The organism is Exiguobacterium sp. S3 (assembly GCF_018617295.1).
Lineage (GTDB): Bacteria > Bacillota > Bacilli > Exiguobacteriales > Exiguobacteriaceae > Exiguobacterium > Exiguobacterium profundum.
This window is the reverse complement of record NZ_JACSJW010000004.1, coordinates 307,139-324,418: the sequence shown is the minus strand read 5'-3', so window position 1 is coordinate 324,418 and position 17,280 is coordinate 307,139. Positions and strand designations below refer to the sequence as shown.

The 17,280-nt window shown below is 46.7% G+C and carries 14 protein-coding genes; 6 read left to right on the top strand and 8 right to left on the bottom strand.

What is annotated here, in order from left to right; all coding sequences use genetic code 11:
- Positions 1–251: 251 nt before the first annotated feature.
- The 7 genes from KNO65_RS12585 to dnaA form a co-directional block, all read right to left on the bottom strand.
- Positions 252–1,241, bottom strand: a complete 990-nt coding sequence (locus KNO65_RS12585; protein WP_196431642.1) for an HD-GYP domain-containing protein — start codon at positions 1,239–1,241, stop codon at positions 252–254.
- A 57-nt stretch (positions 1,242–1,298) separates the two neighbouring features.
- Positions 1,299–3,866: a DNA gyrase subunit A gene (gene gyrA / locus KNO65_RS12580; RefSeq protein ID WP_214784600.1), complete on the bottom strand. Its 2,568-nt coding sequence runs from the start codon at positions 3,864–3,866 to the stop codon at positions 1,299–1,301.
- A gap of 22 nt (positions 3,867–3,888) precedes the next feature.
- On the bottom strand, positions 3,889–5,817 hold the full coding sequence (gene gyrB, locus KNO65_RS12575) for a DNA topoisomerase (ATP-hydrolyzing) subunit B (RefSeq protein WP_074035264.1): 1,929 nt from the start codon (positions 5,815–5,817) through the stop codon (positions 3,889–3,891).
- Between the two features lie 49 nt (positions 5,818–5,866).
- Positions 5,867–6,985: a DNA replication/repair protein RecF gene (gene recF / locus KNO65_RS12570; protein ID WP_214784597.1), complete on the bottom strand. Its 1,119-nt coding sequence runs from the start codon at positions 6,983–6,985 to the stop codon at positions 5,867–5,869.
- A 1-nt stretch (position 6,986) separates the two neighbouring features.
- Complete coding sequence (gene yaaA, locus KNO65_RS12565; RefSeq protein ID WP_015880213.1) at positions 6,987–7,202, bottom strand: S4 domain-containing protein YaaA; 216 nt, start codon at positions 7,200–7,202, stop codon at positions 6,987–6,989.
- 126 nt (positions 7,203–7,328) lie between these two features.
- On the bottom strand, positions 7,329–8,468 hold the full coding sequence (dnaN, locus tag KNO65_RS12560) for a DNA polymerase III subunit beta (RefSeq protein ID WP_026824743.1): 1,140 nt from the start codon (positions 8,466–8,468) through the stop codon (positions 7,329–7,331).
- 196 nt (positions 8,469–8,664) lie between these two features.
- Positions 8,665–10,044: a chromosomal replication initiator protein DnaA gene (gene dnaA / locus KNO65_RS12555; protein WP_015880215.1), complete on the bottom strand. Its 1,380-nt coding sequence runs from the start codon at positions 10,042–10,044 to the stop codon at positions 8,665–8,667.
- A gap of 764 nt (positions 10,045–10,808) precedes the next feature.
- On the opposite strand from dnaA, the gene rpmH reads away from it, so the two are divergent.
- The 4 genes from rpmH to KNO65_RS12535 all read left to right on the top strand — a co-directional run bounded on the left by rpmH (position 10,809) and on the right by KNO65_RS12535 (position 13,054).
- Positions 10,809–10,943, top strand: coding sequence for a 50S ribosomal protein L34 (rpmH, locus tag KNO65_RS12550; RefSeq protein ID WP_015880216.1), 135 nt, complete (start codon positions 10,809–10,811; stop codon positions 10,941–10,943).
- 154 nt (positions 10,944–11,097) lie between these two features.
- Positions 11,098–11,442: a ribonuclease P protein component gene (rnpA, locus tag KNO65_RS12545; protein ID WP_015880217.1), complete on the top strand. Its 345-nt coding sequence runs from the start codon at positions 11,098–11,100 to the stop codon at positions 11,440–11,442.
- Positions 11,443–11,546: 104 nt separating this feature from the next.
- Complete coding sequence (gene yidC, locus KNO65_RS12540; RefSeq protein ID WP_015880218.1) at positions 11,547–12,407, top strand: membrane protein insertase YidC; 861 nt, start codon at positions 11,547–11,549, stop codon at positions 12,405–12,407.
- 101 nt (positions 12,408–12,508) lie between these two features.
- Positions 12,509–13,054, top strand: coding sequence for an HdeD family acid-resistance protein (locus KNO65_RS12535; RefSeq protein ID WP_214784594.1), 546 nt, complete (start codon positions 12,509–12,511; stop codon positions 13,052–13,054).
- Positions 13,055–13,067: 13 nt separating this feature from the next.
- On the opposite strand, the gene KNO65_RS12530 is transcribed toward KNO65_RS12535, so the two are convergent.
- On the bottom strand, positions 13,068–13,826 hold the full coding sequence (locus KNO65_RS12530) for a nucleotidyltransferase domain-containing protein (protein ID WP_159563193.1): 759 nt from the start codon (positions 13,824–13,826) through the stop codon (positions 13,068–13,070).
- 172 nt (positions 13,827–13,998) lie between these two features.
- Between KNO65_RS12530 and mnmE the strand changes: the two genes are divergently transcribed.
- Positions 13,999–15,378 carry a tRNA uridine-5-carboxymethylaminomethyl(34) synthesis GTPase MnmE gene (gene mnmE, locus KNO65_RS12525; protein ID WP_031424082.1) on the top strand — a complete coding sequence of 460 codons (1,380 nt, stop codon included), beginning with the start codon at positions 13,999–14,001 and terminating at the stop codon, positions 15,376–15,378.
- Between the two features lie 15 nt (positions 15,379–15,393).
- Positions 15,394–17,280 carry a tRNA uridine-5-carboxymethylaminomethyl(34) synthesis enzyme MnmG gene (gene mnmG / locus KNO65_RS12520; protein WP_074035252.1) on the top strand — a complete coding sequence of 629 codons (1,887 nt, stop codon included), beginning with the start codon at positions 15,394–15,396 and terminating at the stop codon, positions 17,278–17,280.

Here is a 17,280-nt window from a genome sequence, read left to right as displayed (position 1 = left end):
CTGAGCCAGGATCAAACTCTCCAAAGAATTTGATATAGCTCTTAAATTGACGAAGCTTGCGCTTCATTCAAAAATTGTAAAACTTTTTTTGCCTCATCGTTCAGTTTTCAAAGTTCGTCTGCCGCTCTTAGCGACTCATTTATAATAGCACCTGTAATTATATCCGTCAACTATAAAAAGAAAGTTTTTTAAAAAAGAATAAATAAAGACGATTCCATTTCATTTTGTTGAATGGAATCGCTAGTTTCTTCTTATTGAAATGCAACAATGCTCACATCGGTTAATCGCGATAAATCATATTCTTTCTCCCCTGTCGCTTCAAGCACAATCGGTTGTTCGACACGATTCGTATAGGCATATATCGTTCCTCGTACTCCACTGCTCAATAAAACAGGGCGACCGATTTCATAAAATCCAAGTAATGTCGCAAGAAGCGACAAAGCTTCTCCATCATAGGCTTTGTTCTGCCACATATAGAAATATGCTTCCTCTGGAGAGAGCGGCTTTCGGAACGTTCGGGGTGCTGTTAACTGACAGAAGCGATCGGCGACAATAAATAGAGGAGAGGCTGGATTCAACTCGCGTTCCGTCAGACGTTTTGGAAACCCGGATCCATCCAATCGCTCATGATGCTCGGTAATCAATTGATACACTCTTCCTCGTAACGTTTGAGTACTCGGGAGCATCGATGCCGAAACGAGTGGGTGTTGATACAATAGCTCCCGTTCCATTTTTGTGAAATAACGCATATGAGACCATTTCCGAATTTTAGCGTAGCTCGCATCTGCAAAATAAGAAGCAATCCCGTAATCAAATTGGAGTTGATGTTCGTCCCCTCGATATTTCGATAAGGCACGGGCGACGAGCGCTCGATAGACGGAATGGTAAATGACATGATTTTTCCGCAACGGCTGATGCGTAAAGAAATGAACGATCGCTGTAAGCGGAACTTCCTGACGAAATAGTTGATGAATGAATTCTAGACCTTCATATGGGTTAGGTGCGATCCGTTCTTCCCACTGATTATAATGCTTCTCATATTGAAGGACCTGATTACAGAGGCGCTGTTCTTCTTTAGACGTGAAGAGCTTCTGTTCAACAGGTGCGACATCGATATCTTCGATTTTTAAGAAACGGAGCAAACGTAAATGTTCATTGGTTAAGTGGATTCCGGCTTCTAAAGAAGAAACGGGTGACAATAGCGTCATCCCAACATGTACAGTGGATAAGTTCAAACGCACGCGAATCCCTCCTAATATATGAAAAGATCGAACGGAAACACCGTTCGACCTCTCGTCTTACTCATTCACATCAGACGATTCATCGGTTTCAGGTGCTTCATCCTCAAACCCATTCTCCAAATCGACTGCTGATTCCTCTTCTAACTCATCTTTTTTCAACTTTGCGATAGTCGCTAAACGATCGCCCTCTTCGATGTTCATCACTTTCACACCGCGAGTACTTCGACCCATTTGAGAGATCGTTTGTGAATCAATCCGAATCGCAACACCGAGTTCGGTCATCAGCATGATGTCATCGTCTTCATCAACGACACGCATCCCGACGACTGTTCCACGATCTGTCTTAATTCCGATGATACCGGAACCGCCACGACCTTGTGTGCGGAACTGTTCCATGGCCGTACGTTTTCCGTATCCTTTTTCAGTGATAATCAAGACGTCTTGCGTGGTGCGAACGATTTCCATCGAGACGACCAAATCGTCTTCCTTCTTCAATCGAATCGCGCGAACGCCTCGTGCCGTACGTCCCATCGAACGAACTTCTCCTTCGAGTGGGAAGCGAATCGACATACCTTGGCGTGTGACGATCAACATTTCATCGTCGCTCTTCGCTAAACGGACCGTGACGAGTTCATCTGTCTCATTCAAACTGATGGCACGTAGACCGTTTTTGTTGATTCGGGCGTATGCCGAAAGTGGCGAACGCTTAATCAATCCTTCTTTCGTGATGAAGACGAGAGACAACTGCTCGTCCGCTACTTCTTCAGACTCATCCTGTGTCTCTTCCGCTACCGTTTGGTTAGCCAAGTAACTATTGAAATCGACAGGAATCATCGTTTCGACTTTTTCACCTTTGTCGATTTGCAGCAAGTTAATGATCGGCATCCCTTTCGCGGTACGGTTCATCTCAGGAATTTCGTATCCTTTGAGACGGAAGACGCGTCCGAAGTTGGTGAAGAACAGGATGGTATCGTGTGTCGACGCGGAGAGCAGACGAAGCACAAAGTCTTCATCGTTCGTTCCCATACCTTGTTTCCCACGTCCACCACGGCGCTGTGTCCGATATGAATCCGATGGGATCGACTTGATATATCCTTCGCTCGTGAGCGTAATCATCATGTCGCGAACTGGGATCAAATCTTCGTCCTCGAGTTCAACGATATCCGTACGAATCACCGTACGACGAGCATCACCATATCGCTCTTTGATTTCGATTAACTCGTTACGAATAATATCGAGTAGCAATTCTTCGTCTCCGAGAATCGCACGAAGTTCTTCGATTAACGCTTTCACTTCACGATATTCGCCTTCAATCTTCTCACGTTCCAAACCAGTCAAGCGTTGGAGACGCATATCTAAGATTGCTTGCGTCTGTTCAGTCGAAAGTCCAAAGCGGGCAATCAACTTTTCACGAGCCTCGTCACCTGTGCGTGTGCTACGGATGATGGCGATGACTTCATCCAAGTGATCCAAGGCAACACGAAGACCTTCTAAAATGTGGGCACGTGCTTCCGCTTTGTCTAAATCGAATTGCGTCCGACGACGCACGACCTCTTTTTGGTGTTCGATGTAGTAATAGATTGCTTGTTTGATGTTCAACGTTTTTGGACGACCGCCTACAAGCGCGAGCATGTTAACACCGAACGTCGTTTGCATCGGTGTTTGCTTGTACAAGTTATTCAAGATGACACTCGCATTCGCGTCGCGGCGAACTTCAATCACGATGCGCATCCCGTTACGGTCTGATTCATCGCGTAAGTCCGTGATTCCCTCGATTTTCTTGTCGCGAACCAAATCGGCAATCTTTTCAACGAGACGCGCTTTGTTGACTTGGTAAGGAATCTCGTGCACGAGGATCCGTTCACGGCCATTTTTCAAGACCTCGATTTCAGCTTTCGCACGCATCGTAATCGATCCACGTCCAGTTTCGTATGCACGACGAATCCCACTACGTCCCAAAATCTCTCCCGCAGTCGGGAAATCAGGACCCGGGATATGTTGCATCAATTCTGCAATCGTGATGTCCGGGTTGTGAGAAAGCGCCAGTACACCGTCGATGACCTCGTTCAAGTTATGAGGCGGAACGTTCGTCGCCATACCAACGGCAATCCCGCTCGTCCCGTTCACAAGGAAGTTCGGGAAACGTGCCGGAAGTACGACTGGTTCTTTTTCTTCACCATCGAAGTTTGGTTGATAATCAATCGTGTTTTTTCCGATGTCTCGTACGAGTTCCATCGCAATTTTAGACATACGTGCCTCGGTATAACGCATCGCAGCGGCCGAGTCGCCATCGACTGAACCGAAGTTCCCGTGACCGTCGACTAATTCGTAGCGATAACTGAAGTCCTGAGCCATGCGGACCATCGTCTCATAAACGGCTGAGTCACCGTGTGGGTGGTACTTACCGATGACGTCCCCGACGACACGCGCCGACTTCTTATGTGGCTTGTCCGCGCGAATACCTAGTTCGTTCATCGCATATAAAATACGACGGTGAACCGGCTTTAATCCATCTCGCACGTCCGGAAGGGCACGTGATACGATGACGCTCATCGCGTAGTCCATGAACGACGTTCGCATCTCCTGGCTAATATTTATATCCTTGATATTTTCTTGTTCTGCCATTCGTTATTGCCTACCCTTCTTATTAAATATCGAGGTTCTTCACGTAATGGGCGTGAGATTGAATAAAGTCACGGCGTGGTTCGACGTTGTCACCCATGAGCGTTTCGAAGATTTCATCCGCTTCGATTGCATCTTGCAGGTCGACACGAAGCATCGAACGCGTTTCCGGGTTCATCGTCGTATTCCATAACTGTTCAGGATCCATCTCTCCGAGACCCTTGTAACGTTGAACGCTATAACGTGCATTTTCAGGAAGTTGTGCAATCGCTGCCTGCAACTCACGGTCGTTTTGAACGTAGATGGTTTCTTTCCCGTGCTTCACACCATAGAGTGGTGGTTGCGCGATATAAACATATCCACTTTCAACGAGTGGGCGCATGTAACGATAGAAGAACGTCAACAATAACGTTCGAATGTGCGCACCATCGACATCGGCATCGGTCATGATGATGAGTTTATGATAGCGCGCTTTCGATAAGTCAAACTCATCGGCAATCCCTGTTCCGAGAGCCGTGATGATGGTCCGGACTTCTTGGTTGGCCAAAATCTTATCAAGACGTGCTTTCTCAACGTTGATGATTTTCCCTCGAATCGGAAGGATGGCTTGGAAGTGACGATCACGTCCAGATTTCGCAGAACCTCCCGCTGAGTCACCCTCAACGATGTATAGTTCAGATTTCGATGCATCTTTTGACGAACAGTCTGCCAATTTCCCTGGCAATGAACTGACTTCGAGAATCCCTTTACGACGTGTCATCTCGCGTGCACGTTTCGCAGCAAGACGCGCACGTGCCGCCATCAAGCCTTTGTCGACAATGAGGCGGCCGACCGACGGGTTCTCGAGTAGGAATTGTTCGAACGTGTCGCTGAACAATGTGTCCGTTGCCGTACGCGCATCGGCATTCCCGAGTTTTGTCTTCGTCTGCCCTTCAAACTGAGGAGAAGGGTGCTTGACCGAAACAATCGCCGTCAATCCTTCACGGACATCATCCCCTGAGAGGCTACCATCGGCTTCCTTCATCAATCCGAATCGCTTCGCATAATCATTAATGGCACGGGTGAGCGCCGTCTTAAATCCAGTCTCGTGCGTCCCACCTTCATGCGTCGGAATGTTGTTCGTGAATGAATAAATGTTACTTGCGAAACCTTCGTTGTATTGAAGCGCAATCTCGACTTCGATTCCGTCTTTCGTCCCGTGTACGTATACAGGCTCTTCATGAATCGACGCTTTTGAGCGGTTCAAGTGCTCGACATAAGACTTGATTCCGCCCTCATAGTGATAGTTCCGCTCAATCGTCTCGTCACTACGGTCATCTTTAGCCACGATTCGTAACCCTTTGTTCAAGAAGGCGAGTTCACGTAAGCGTGTCGCTAACAGATCAAAGTCATATTCGAGTGTTTCTTGGAAGATGTCCCCGTCTGGGAAGAAACGAACTGTCGTCCCTGTCGTGTCGGTCGTCCCGACGATTTCGAGTTCACCTTGTGGAACACCCCGTTTGAACGATTGGTAATATACGTTTCCATCGCGACGAACGAACACTTCAAGTTTCGTCGATAAGGCGTTAACAACCGACGCCCCGACACCGTGAAGACCACCTGATACTTTGTATCCGCCACCGCCGAACTTACCACCTGCGTGCAACACCGTGAAAATAACTTCAACGGCAGGTCGACCCGTTTTCTTTTGAACATCGACCGGAATCCCACGTCCGTTGTCTTCAACAACGATCGAGTTCCCTGGCTCGACCGTCACTGTGATCGTGTCACAATAACCAGCGAGCGCCTCATCGATTGAGTTATCGACAATCTCCCATACCAAATGGTGGAGACCGCGAGAGCTTGTGGAACCGATATACATCCCTGGACGTTTACGGACAGCCTCTAAGCCTTCAAGGACTTGAATCTGATCGGCGCCGTACGCTTGCAATTCTTTTTCATTTTCATTACTCATCGGTTATTTTCACCTACTATACATGATTTGGTGTTCCTTCTTGCCACGATTACACGGACTCCGTTTCAACCTCACCTTGTTTCACGTGAAACACTTTCGCTTGTTGAATGGTCTCATGTGCAATCCCGTCAATGTTTGTTGTAGTCAAAATCGTTTGTACTTTCCGTCCCATCGTATCGAGGAGATGGGTTTGGCGATGATCGTCAAGCTCAGATAACACATCGTCTAATAACAACAGAGGATATTCGCCTACTTCTTCATGAATCAATTCAATCTCAGCTAGCTTCAATGACAAGGCCGCCGTTCGTTGCTGACCTTGTGAACCGAACGTTTGAACGTTTCGATTGTTGACATACAATTCAAAATCGTCACGATGCGGACCAAATAAGGTCACACCTCTTCGTCGTTCGTTCTCTCTTATTTTATCAAACTTTTGACGATACGTTTCAAACATCTGTTCTTTTGAGAAGCGTTCTTTTTGGAACGTGTCGGAAACGTATTGAATCGTCAGTGTTTCGAGTTCTCTTGTGATTCCGGAATGGATGGGATTGGCCCATTTTTCGAGCTGGTCGATGAAGTGATAGCGTCTAATCACAATTTTTACGGCAAGTTCAATCAATTGATCCGTCAAGACTTCAAGTAACGTCTCGTCGCCACCTTTTGTGGATAACTGCTTCAACAAGGCGTTCCGTTGTTTCAACGTCTTCAAGTATTGATTGAGCTCGTGTAAGTACACCGGACTGACCTGACCGATTTCCATATCTAAAAATCGCCGTCTCCCTTGCGGACTGCCTTTCACGATGGCTAAGTCTTCTGGGGCGAACAAGACGACGTTAAATGCGCCGACATAGTCACTGAGACGACGTTGTTCCAAATGATTGAGCTTTGCTTTCTTGCCTTTAGGAGAAAAAGAGAGACTCTGCACCGATTCGCCCGTCCGTTTATGAATCCGTCCTTCGATACTCGCAGCATCGGCTTCCCAACCGATTAACTCACGGTCTTGTGTCGTCCGATGCGATTTTGCGAGCGCAAGTACGTAAATCGATTCGAGAAGATTCGTTTTTCCTTGGGCGTTCTCACCAATCAGAACATTCGTCTGTTCTGAAAAATCTAGCTCGAGGGTTTCGTAGTTGCGATAGTTTTGCAATCGGATCGACTTTAAATGCACGTCAGTTTCCCTCGATTTGATATTCCCCGAAGCCTTCGACTTCGATTGTATCTCCATCTCTTAATTTACGACCGCGGCGCTGGTCCTGCTCACCGTTCACTTTAATCATGACATCCTCTAAAAAGAACTTTGCTTGTCCCCCACTTGAGATGATATCTGCTAATTTTAAAAATTGTCCGAGCGTTACATACTCGGTTGTAATTGACACTTTTTCCATGTCGTCACTTCCTTTCTCACATGCTGATCTGAAAAAATCGCCATACATATTAGTTTATCGAAAATCGTCGAATAAGGCAAAAAGAGGGATGACAAGGCAAGACACCTCATCATCCCTATCCGCAGCTTACGATGTGCGGACTGGCAAAATCAGTTGAAGAACACTATCTTGTTCAACCGGTCGTAAAATGAACGGTCGCATCGAACCCGTGAACTGGATTTCGATTTCAGATGCATCGAGTGCGCGGAGCGCGTCCATCACGAATTTCGAGTTGAAGGAAATTTTTAGTTCTTCTCCTTCAAGCGACAGGATGCTGACACGTTCCGACACTTTTCCGACTTCCGGCGAGTGTGAAGAGACTTCAACTGCCGTTGTATCTTCCGCCACAAATTTAATGACGTTGTTGCGATCGGCACGTGCTAAGAGCGATGCACGGTCAATGGCCTGTAAGAACTCTTTCGCATTCATCCGAACGGCTGTGCGATATTCTTCCGGAATGAGACGTGACGTGTCTGGATAGGCACCGTCTAACAAACGAGAGAAGAATGAGATGTTTTTCATACGGAATAAAATTTGTTGGTCCGTTAAGACGATTTCAATCGGCAACTCTTCACGGTCGAGTAATTTTGCCAATTCGTTGAGTGAGCGACCAGGAACGACGACATTTTGGAACGTCAAATCGTTATCTGTCTCAAATCGCGCACGACGAAGCGCCAGACGGTGGCTATCGGTTGCGACACATGTAAGGAAGCCCTTCTCTGCTGAGAAGTTAACCCCTGTCAATACGGGACGCGTCTCCTGTGAAGAAACAGCGAAGCTCGTCTGACGGATGATCGTCTTCAATAGATCAGCTGGCAAATAGAAGCGACGATCACTCGCAAGTTCAGGTAGGCGTGGATATTCATCCGGGTCGAGACCGTTTAAATGGAACTCTGCCTGACCAGACTCAATGCGCGTCATGAAGTTCGGTGAGACTTCGAGTGTGACCTCGTTCGTCGGTAACTTCTTCACAATTTCTCCTAAGAAGCGTGCGTTCAACACGACGCTTCCAGCACGTTGAATTTGAATGAGTTCAATTCCACCCTCTTCGATTGGAATCAAGCGTTCAATCGAAATCTCGGTATCACTTCCTGTCAATGTTAAGCCATCCGCATGTGCCTCAAGTTTCAAGCCTGTCAAAATTGGAATGGTCGTTCGTGAAGCCACAGCTTTTGATACGTCTTGTACGGCTTGCATGAATACATCTCGTTGAATCGTTAAATGCATGTGGATAATTCCTCCTAAGGTGAAATGAGTCCATTTCCTAATAATATAATAGTATTAATTAAATCATAATAGTAATAAGGGCTGTGGATACTGGGGATAAGTCCCCTAATCCATACGTGTTAAGCCATTTCGCCTGTGAATAACTTGTGGATAACTAAGGTGGTTTATCCACAGGATATCCACAGAGAATTCTTCATTAGTTAGAAAGTGCCTTCTTCAACGTTTGAATCGTCTCTTGCATTTCCACATCGTTCTTTAGAAGGGTGCTAATTTTTTCATGTGCATGAATCACAGTCGTGTGATCACGCCCTCCGAACTCTTCCCCGATTTTTGGTAAAGAGCTCTCCGTCATCTCCCGCGAGAGATACATTGCGATTTGACGTGGGAATGCCAACGTCTTGGTTCGCTTTTTCGAGTTCAATTCTTCTACTTGAATGTTGAAGTGTTGACCGACAACTTCTTGAATATCGCGAATGACGATTTTCTTCGCTTCCTGGACAGGCATGATATTATGAAGCGCTTCGGCTGCCACGTCCGGGTCGATTGGTCGTCCGACAAGTTTTGCATAAGCGACGACTCGTGTCAGTGCCCCTTCTAGTTCCCGAATGTTCGTATCGATTTGATTCGCGATATACAGCATGACTTCATTCGAGATATCAAGCCCTTCCGCGGTCGCTTTTTTGCGAAGAATCGCAATTCGCGTCTCAAGGTCCGGTGGTGTGATGTCTGTGATTAGGCCCCATTCAAAGCGTGAACGAAGTCGATCCTCTAGCGTCGGGATTTCTTTTGGTGGTCGATCACTTGAAATCACGATTTGTTTCTGATCGTTGTGCAATGCATTGAATGTGTGGAAAAACTCTTCTTGGGTTTGTTCTTTCCCTGCTAAAAACTGAATATCATCAATCAATAGTACATCAATGTTTCGATAACGGTTCCGAAACTCACCGGTCTTATTATCCCGAATCGAATTGATAAATTCATTTGTGAACTTCTCAGAAGAGACATAGGCAATGCGAGCCCCCGGTTTTTGACCTTTTACATAATGACCAATCGCATGCATCAAATGTGTTTTACCAAGTCCAACGCCTCCGTAAATGAAGAGCGGGTTATAGGCGCGTGCAGGTGCTTCAGCGACAGCAAGTGATGCGGCGTGGGCAAAACGGTTCCCCGATCCGATGACAAACGTCTCAAAAATGTATTTGTCATTCAGTTGACCAAGATCCCCTTCCTCTTTTGAAGGTAATAGCACGGGCTGTTCTTTTGTTTCTGTCACGGCGATGGACTCATTTGACGATCCATCGGCTGGAGCATACTTGTGTGCTTGAGATTCCTCGATGAAATGAATTTCAAGCTTGTTGTTTGTGATCTCTTCAACCGTATCTTGTAACAGCGATAGATACTGTCGCTCTAACCACGTGACGATAAAACTGGCGGGTGCCGACACAACGAGCGTCGTTCCCATCAATGATATCCCCTCGGTTGATTTCAACCACATGTCAAAACTGGCTTTTGGAGTTCGTTCTTCTTCCTCGATTACCGATAAGACATTTCTCCAAATCTCGCGAGCATTCTTCAATGAAAGACCTCCTTTACTCACATGTTGGGTAAAACTTATTCACACGATATACACATACACTATTCTATAGTAGAAACTAGGGTTATCCCCAGAGAACAAAAACTGTGGATAAAGTTATCCACATGGTGTTCATTATGGGGATAACACTTATCCACAGCCTGTGTATATCTTGGAATCACGAATTGTTCATCCACAAGTTTGTGCACATTCAGTTTAGCAAAATAAAATAGACGTGGCAATGCTTTTTGGTATTTATCCACAGATAAAGAAAAGTATCCACACCCACTTATCCACATGCTGTGTGTTTTGTGGATAACCTGTGGATATATTGTGGATAAAGCACTAATGATGGAATGTGAGATGAAAAAGTTATACACAAAAGAGGAAGAAGTGAAATGAAAGATTGTTTTTGTAAAAGAAGAAAATGAAAAAATAAAGAATGAGAATATGAAAAAAGAGGAGTTATTCACATATAAATGTGGATAACTTCGAGATTTTGTGGATAAAATGGCTCAACGTGGCTATTTATAAAGACCGTTTATAAAATACGTAAAGGTTGTGTATACATTCATCCCCTACTCGTCTTTCGGATAAGGATCGAATCCATGTGGATGAATGCTTTCTGAGTGCCTCATTCTACGAATTCGAAAACCATCCGAAAATACATTGACAATTGTTGAATCGATTTATATAATCTTAAAGACTGCCTTAAATGAAACTATAACTTGCTAATAGAGCGTTAATCTTGAGGAGGTGCTGTAACCATGAAACCAACTTTCAACCCTAACAACCGTAAGCGTAAGAAAGTTCACGGATTCCGTGCACGCATGGCGACTAAAAACGGTCGCAACATTCTTGCTGCTCGTCGTCGTAAAGGCCGTAAAGCCTTGACTGTATAATTCTGAATGAAGATTGCCCGGGGATCCTTTCCTCGGGCAATTTTTTAGTTTGTCACAGAAACGTAGTATTTCATGGATTCTCCCTCGTTCAAATGATGTGGATATGATATGATGTTAGTTGACGATTTTTGAAGCGAAGGATGGAGTGAGAATTTTGAAAAAAGAATACCGCCTGCAAAAGAATGAAGAGTTCCAAGCGGTGTTTCGCGAAGGACGCTCCGTGGCCAATCGTCAGTTTGTCGTCTACACGCTCAAAGCGGATCAAACGCATTTCAGAGTGGGTCTTTCCGTCAGTAAGAAACTTGGAAATGCTGTGGAACGGAACCGGATGAAACGATTGATGCGTGAGTCGCTTCGCTTGCTCGAACCAAACGTTGCACCGAATGATTATGTCATCATCGCTCGAAAACCTGCGACCGCATTGACGCAGTCGGAAGTGACCGAGAGTTTGAAACACGTATTCAAACGGGCCAAGGTTTGGCAAAAGCAGGGCCGGTGACCATGACAATCTGAATTTGTTCTCTCATATAATTAGAGTCTGATAAGATTGCCCGATCGACGTGTGCGTTAAAAAGAATTGATAAAGAAAGCGTAGGAGGAACTATGAGCAAAAAGCTAAAATTAGGATTACTCGCTGCCATGACCGCGGTCATCATGCTGATGGCAGGCTGTGTGGATCCGTCTACCATCCAAGCCGAACCAGTAACGGCTGACACAGAAGGTTTCTGGGCGAAGTACTTTGTATGGCCGCTCGCATGGCTTTTGAAGGAAGTTGCTTACTTGGTCGGTGGCCCGTGGCAATACGGGATTTCAATCATCATCGCGACGATTATCGTCCGGTTATTGATTCTCCCACTCATGATCAAGCAGACGAAGAGTATGGGTGCGATGCAAGTGTTGCAACCAGAAATGCTGAAGCTTCGTGAAAAGTACAGCTCAAAAGACCAGGAAACACAACGTAAACTCCAAGAAGAGATGATGAAGCTTTATCAGGAATACCAAATCAACCCGCTCGCGGGATGTTTGCCGATCTTGATTCAAATGCCGATTCTCTTCGCATTCTATGATGCGATTCGCCGTACACCTGAGATTTTCGAAGCGAACTTCTTATGGTTCGACCTCGGTGCTCCGGATCCAACGTTCGTCTTGCCGATCTTAGCGGCAATCTTGACGTTCGCACAACAAAAAATCTCAATGGCGGGTCAAGAACAGAACCCGCAGTTGAAGATGATGCTTTATATCTTCCCGGTTATGATCTTCGTCATGTCGATCAACCTTCCAGCTGCCCTTTCGTTATACTGGGTAGTCGGTTATATCATCTCGATCATCGTCACGATGGCAATCATGCTCCCGATGCGTGAGAAGATGAAGGTTGCGGCTGAAGCGAAAATCGCTGCGAAAGAAGCAGAGCGTGCAGCGCTTGCTGAAGAAGAAAAGAAAAACAAAAAGAAAAAGCGTAAATAATCGCTAAGCTGAGTGTCTTCTGACGCTCAGCTTTTTTTGTGGGATTGCAAGCCGGTCAGAGGGGAATAGAGATAGAAACGGGTAAACGGAGGTGTGGGAAAATGGAGGCATTCATTCAGCGTTTGGAACGTTCGACGTTATGGCAAGCGGTCATTTATTTTGTACTTGGTGTTCTCATTTTGTTATATCCTCGATTTTTCTTTGATGTCATGGTGTATGTCATTGCCGGTTATTTAGCAATCATGGGGATTTGGATGATCTTTCAAGGGTTGCGTCAACGTCAGGGAGGGTTGCCACCCACTTTCTTTATGGGTCTCATCTATTTGATTTTGGCAGCGGTCGTCTTTTTCTTCGCAGAGACGCTAGCTAGTCTTCTCCCGATTTTGATCGGATCCTTGTTCTTATTCGGTGGAATTATCCGCCTGATTCAGGCACTCGGTTACCGTCAATCGATGTCGGGACGATGGCTTTGGTTTTTGATTGGAAGTCTATTGTGGATAGGTGTCGGGATTCTCATGTTGACGAATCCGTTCAGTAGCCTACTTGTCTTGTTCCAACTGTTCGGCGGCATTCTCATCGCCATCGCGATACTGGAACTGTTCCTCTATTTCACGATTCGTTCGACGAAACGCCAAGCAAGATACTAAAAAACAAGCCGCCCTATATGCCAGGACGGCTTGTTTCTCGTTGAATCAACTGTTCCATGAACGGTCCGAACACGTTGTAGCCAGGTAGTGATGTGAAAAAAGTTTGCTCTACCTGAAGTCGCTCCAGATAGATGTGGGCGGCTTTTTCGTGTGAGGCGGGGGTCAAATGGTCATAAAATGAGCGGAGGTCGATTTTTTGTCGCTGCGTCACATCTTTTAAACCAAGGGAAGCCCGGTCCGGTGTGTGGTGAGCGGCTAACACATATGCGAAATGGACCATTCCTTGCCGGAGCATCTCCGTTGCCCACATCGCGTTGCCTCGATTGCGTGATTTTGTATATTGGAAAAAGAACCACACGGTATCGAACGCATGGTCACTGATTGCCGCTTCGTCTAATTGCAAGGAAGTGGCGTGTCTAGCAAGTCGCTGTTGTGGGTCGTAGAGCACATGAATCGAGTCTTGATGATTCAACGTCTCTTGCGTGACCGTGAACAGGTCGAGGTGAAGAAAATCATCAAAGACGGCGATGAGTTGTGGAGCGACGATGTGAATCTCGTCTTTTAACAGAATCGGACGATAGGCGGTTACATGCTCGAGGCGTCTAGATAGAAAAGAGACCTCTTCATCGGGGTGTACCATGACATAGAGGTCGATATCTGAATGTTCATCGGCTTCTCCCCGACCGAATGAACCCTTCATAAAAATCGCTTGAACCGCTTCATCGTGCTGTAATCGTTCGGTGATGATTCGGATTGCGTCTTGCTGTTTCATCTTTAGATCATCTCTCTCCTATGTAAATATATTCCTTTATTGTACGAAAACGATGAGTCGGATGGCAATGACTTGATCGATGGGCCAACTCTTTCGTTCAAGTCGAATATCGTGTATAGTAGGTTCGTTATGCATATGATAGAAGAAGATGTTTAGGTTTGGAGGGAGAAAGATGCTAGAGTTTGACACGATTACAGCGATTTCGACGCCGATGGGTGAAGGTGCCATCGGGATCGTCCGACTATCGGGCGATTTGGCGGTCGAAACGGTGAACAATGTGTTTTCTGGGAAAGACTTAACAACAGTCGATTCACATACGATTCATTATGGAACGTTAAAATATCCTAATACGGGCGAAATCGTCGATGAAGTCATGGTCAGTATTATGCGCGCACCGAAGACGTTTACGCGAGAAGATGTCGTCGAAATCAATTGTCACGGAGGCGTCGTAGCGGTCAATCGTGTCCTTGAGCTCATTCTCGATCAACCCGACATCCGTTTGGCAGAACCGGGCGAGTTCACGAAGCGCGCCTTTTTAAATGGCCGAATCGATTTATCTCAGGCGGAAGCCGTCATGGATCTCATTCGAGCGAAGACGGACCGGGCCATGAACGTTGCGATGGCGCAAATGGAAGGACGTTTGTCACGCCTCGTTCGCGAGTTACGTCAACAGTTGCTCGAGACGATTGCGGCGGTCGAGGTCAACATCGACTATCCAGAGTATGACGCAGAAGAGATGACCCAGGCCATCGTCGAAGAGAAAGCGGGCGAGGTCAAACGTGTCCTCGAACAGTTACTCGAGACAGCGCGACAAGGGAAAATCTTACGTGAAGGCTTGGCCACGGCAATCATCGGTCGACCGAACGTCGGAAAATCTTCTTTGATGAACACGCTCGTTCAAGAGACAAAAGCGATTGTCACCGAAATTGCCGGTACGACACGTGACACAATTGAGGAATACGTCAACGTGAAAGGTGTTCCGCTCAAATTGATCGATACGGCAGGGATTCGCGAAACGGAAGATATCGTGGAACGAATCGGTGTGGAAAAGTCGAGAAAAGCGTTAGAAGCGGCAGATTTGGTCCTTCTCGTCTTGAACGGACATGAGGGATTGACTGTCGAGGATGAGGCGTTATTTGAGGCAGTTAAAGGAATGAATGCCATCATCATCATCAACAAGACAGACTTGCCACAAAACATGGATTCTTCTAAGCTAGAGAAACTAGCGGCAGGACGTCCAATTGTGGCGACATCGCTCTTGCTAGATGAAGGAATCGATGCCCTTGAAGCGGCCATCGCAAATCTATTCTTCGCAAAAGGTGTCGAGTCACAGGATATGACGTATATCTCAAACGCTCGACACATTCAGTTAATCAAACGAACGATTGGTCAAATTGATGAGGCGCTCGGTAGTGCCGTCATGAATATGCCGATCGACATGGTTCAAATCGATTTACGTCGTGCGTGGGATACGCTCGGTGAAATCAATGGAGATACCGTACAGGAGAGCTTGATTGATCAGCTCTTTTCACAGTTTTGTCTTGGGAAATAATAAGGAGGAACGAATATGGCTTATACGGCAGGCGAATTTGACGTCATCGTCATCGGGGCCGGACACGCAGGGATTGAATCAGCACTCGCATCTGCTCGAATGGGCGCGAAAACAGCGATGCTCACCATGAACCCTGATATGGTCGGATTCATGTATTGCAACCCATCAATCGGTGGGCCGGCGAAAGGGATCGTCGTACGTGAAATCGATGCGCTCGGCGGCGAGATGGGGCGTGCGATTGACGCGACATACATCCAAATGAAGATGCTCAACACATCGAAAGGGCCGGCGGTACGTGCGCTACGTGCACAGGCGGACAAATTCCAATACCAAAATCACATGAAGAAAGTGCTAGAAGACGAGCCGAATTTACTGCTTCGTCAGGCGCTAGTCGAACGTTTGTTGATTGAGGACGGAGAAGTACGTGGCGTGGTAACGAACACAGGTTCAGAATATCGCGCGAAAGCGGTCATCGTCACAACGGGAACGTTCATGCGCGGTCAAATCATCATCGGGGAATTGGCATATGAAAGTGGCCCGAACAACCAAATGCCTTCGGTCGAGCTATCGAAGCATCTAGAAGAGCTCGGTCTCGACTTAGTTCGATTCAAAACGGGAACACCGCCACGAATCGACGGCAAGACGATCGATTACTCGAAGACGGAGATTCAACCAGGAGACGAGAATCCATCATTCTTCTCGTACACATCGACGGACTTGGATCCGATCGAACAAATCCCATGCTGGCTCACGTACACGAGTGAGCGCACGCACCAATTGATTGATGAGAACTTGCATCGCTCACCGATGTACTCGGGTGCGATTAAAGGAACGGGACCACGTTATTGCCCATCGATTGAAGATAAGGTCGTTCGCTTTAATGATAAACCGCGTCACCAAATCTTCTTAGAGCCAGAAGGTCGCGATACGGAAGAAATCTATGTCCAAGGCTTTTCGACGAGTATGCCAGAAGACGTGCAACATCAGATGCTTCGCACGATCCCGGGTCTTGAAAATTCAGAGATGATGCGTCCCGGTTATGCGATTGAATACGATGCGGTCGTACCGACACAGCTTTGGCCAACTCTCGAAACAAAAGCTGTCCCAGGTCTTTTCACAGCGGGACAAATCAACGGGACGAGCGGGTACGAAGAAGCGGCTGGACAGGGCATCATGGCGGGAATCAACGCCGCATGCAAAGTGCTCGGAAAAGATCCGGTCATCTTGGACCGTTCGCAAGCGTACATCGGCGTCTTAATCGATGACCTCGTGACGAAAGGTACGAACGAACCGTATCGCCTTCTCACATCACGTGCCGAATACCGTCTTTTGTTGCGTCATGACAATGCGGACTTGCGACTCAGCGACATCGGGTATGAGATCGGCTTACTTTCAGAAGATCGTCACACTCACCTCAACGAGAAACGTGTAGCGATTGAAAAAGAAGTGAAGCGACTTGCGTCACTTGTCGTCAAACCGACACCTGAAGTCAATGCGATGCTCGAATCGGTCGGTGCGCACCCGCTTAAAGAAGCGACGCATGCCAACATCTTGTTGAAACGTCCGGAAGTATCTTATGAAGCACTCATGACGGTCGTTCCGTCAACGGAAGAATTGTCGTATGAAGTGAAAGAGCAAGTCGAGATTCAAGTGAAATATGAAGGCTATATTTCCAAACAGCTTGAACAAGTCGAGAAGATGCGTCGCATGGAAGAAAAACGAATCCCAGAAAACTTGGATTATGATGCGATCGGTGGTCTCGCGACAGAAGCGAAACAAAAACTAAAACAAGTTCGTCCTCTTTCGATCGGACAAGCGTCCCGTATCTCAGGCGTAAACCCGGCAGACGTGTCAATCTTGCTCGTCTATATCGAACAGGGACAATACGCAACGGTGGAGTGA

Bases quoted from the DNA above. Each gene is read 5' to 3' on its own strand.
- gyrA (WP_214784600.1), bottom strand. From the start codon at position 3,866: ATGGCAGAACAAGAAAATATCAAGGATATAAATATTAGCCAGGAGATG.
- gyrB (WP_074035264.1), bottom strand. From the start codon at position 5,817: ATGAGTAATGAAAATGAAAAAGAATTGCAAGCGTACGGCGCCGATCAG.
- yaaA (WP_015880213.1), bottom strand. From the start codon at position 7,202: ATGGAAAAAGTGTCAATTACAACCGAGTATGTAACGCTCGGACAATTT.
- dnaN (WP_026824743.1), bottom strand. From the start codon at position 8,468: ATGCATTTAACGATTCAACGAGATGTATTCATGCAAGCCGTACAAGAC.
- rpmH (WP_015880216.1), top strand. From the start codon at position 10,809: ATGAAACCAACTTTCAACCCTAACAACCGTAAGCGTAAGAAAGTTCAC.
- yidC (WP_015880218.1), top strand. From the start codon at position 11,547: ATGAGCAAAAAGCTAAAATTAGGATTACTCGCTGCCATGACCGCGGTC.
- KNO65_RS12535 (WP_214784594.1), top strand. From the start codon at position 12,509: ATGGAGGCATTCATTCAGCGTTTGGAACGTTCGACGTTATGGCAAGCG.
- KNO65_RS12530 (WP_159563193.1), bottom strand. From the start codon at position 13,826: ATGAAACAGCAAGACGCAATCCGAATCATCACCGAACGATTACAGCAC.
- mnmE (WP_031424082.1), top strand. From the start codon at position 13,999: ATGCTAGAGTTTGACACGATTACAGCGATTTCGACGCCGATGGGTGAA.
- mnmG (WP_074035252.1), top strand. From the start codon at position 15,394: ATGGCTTATACGGCAGGCGAATTTGACGTCATCGTCATCGGGGCCGGA.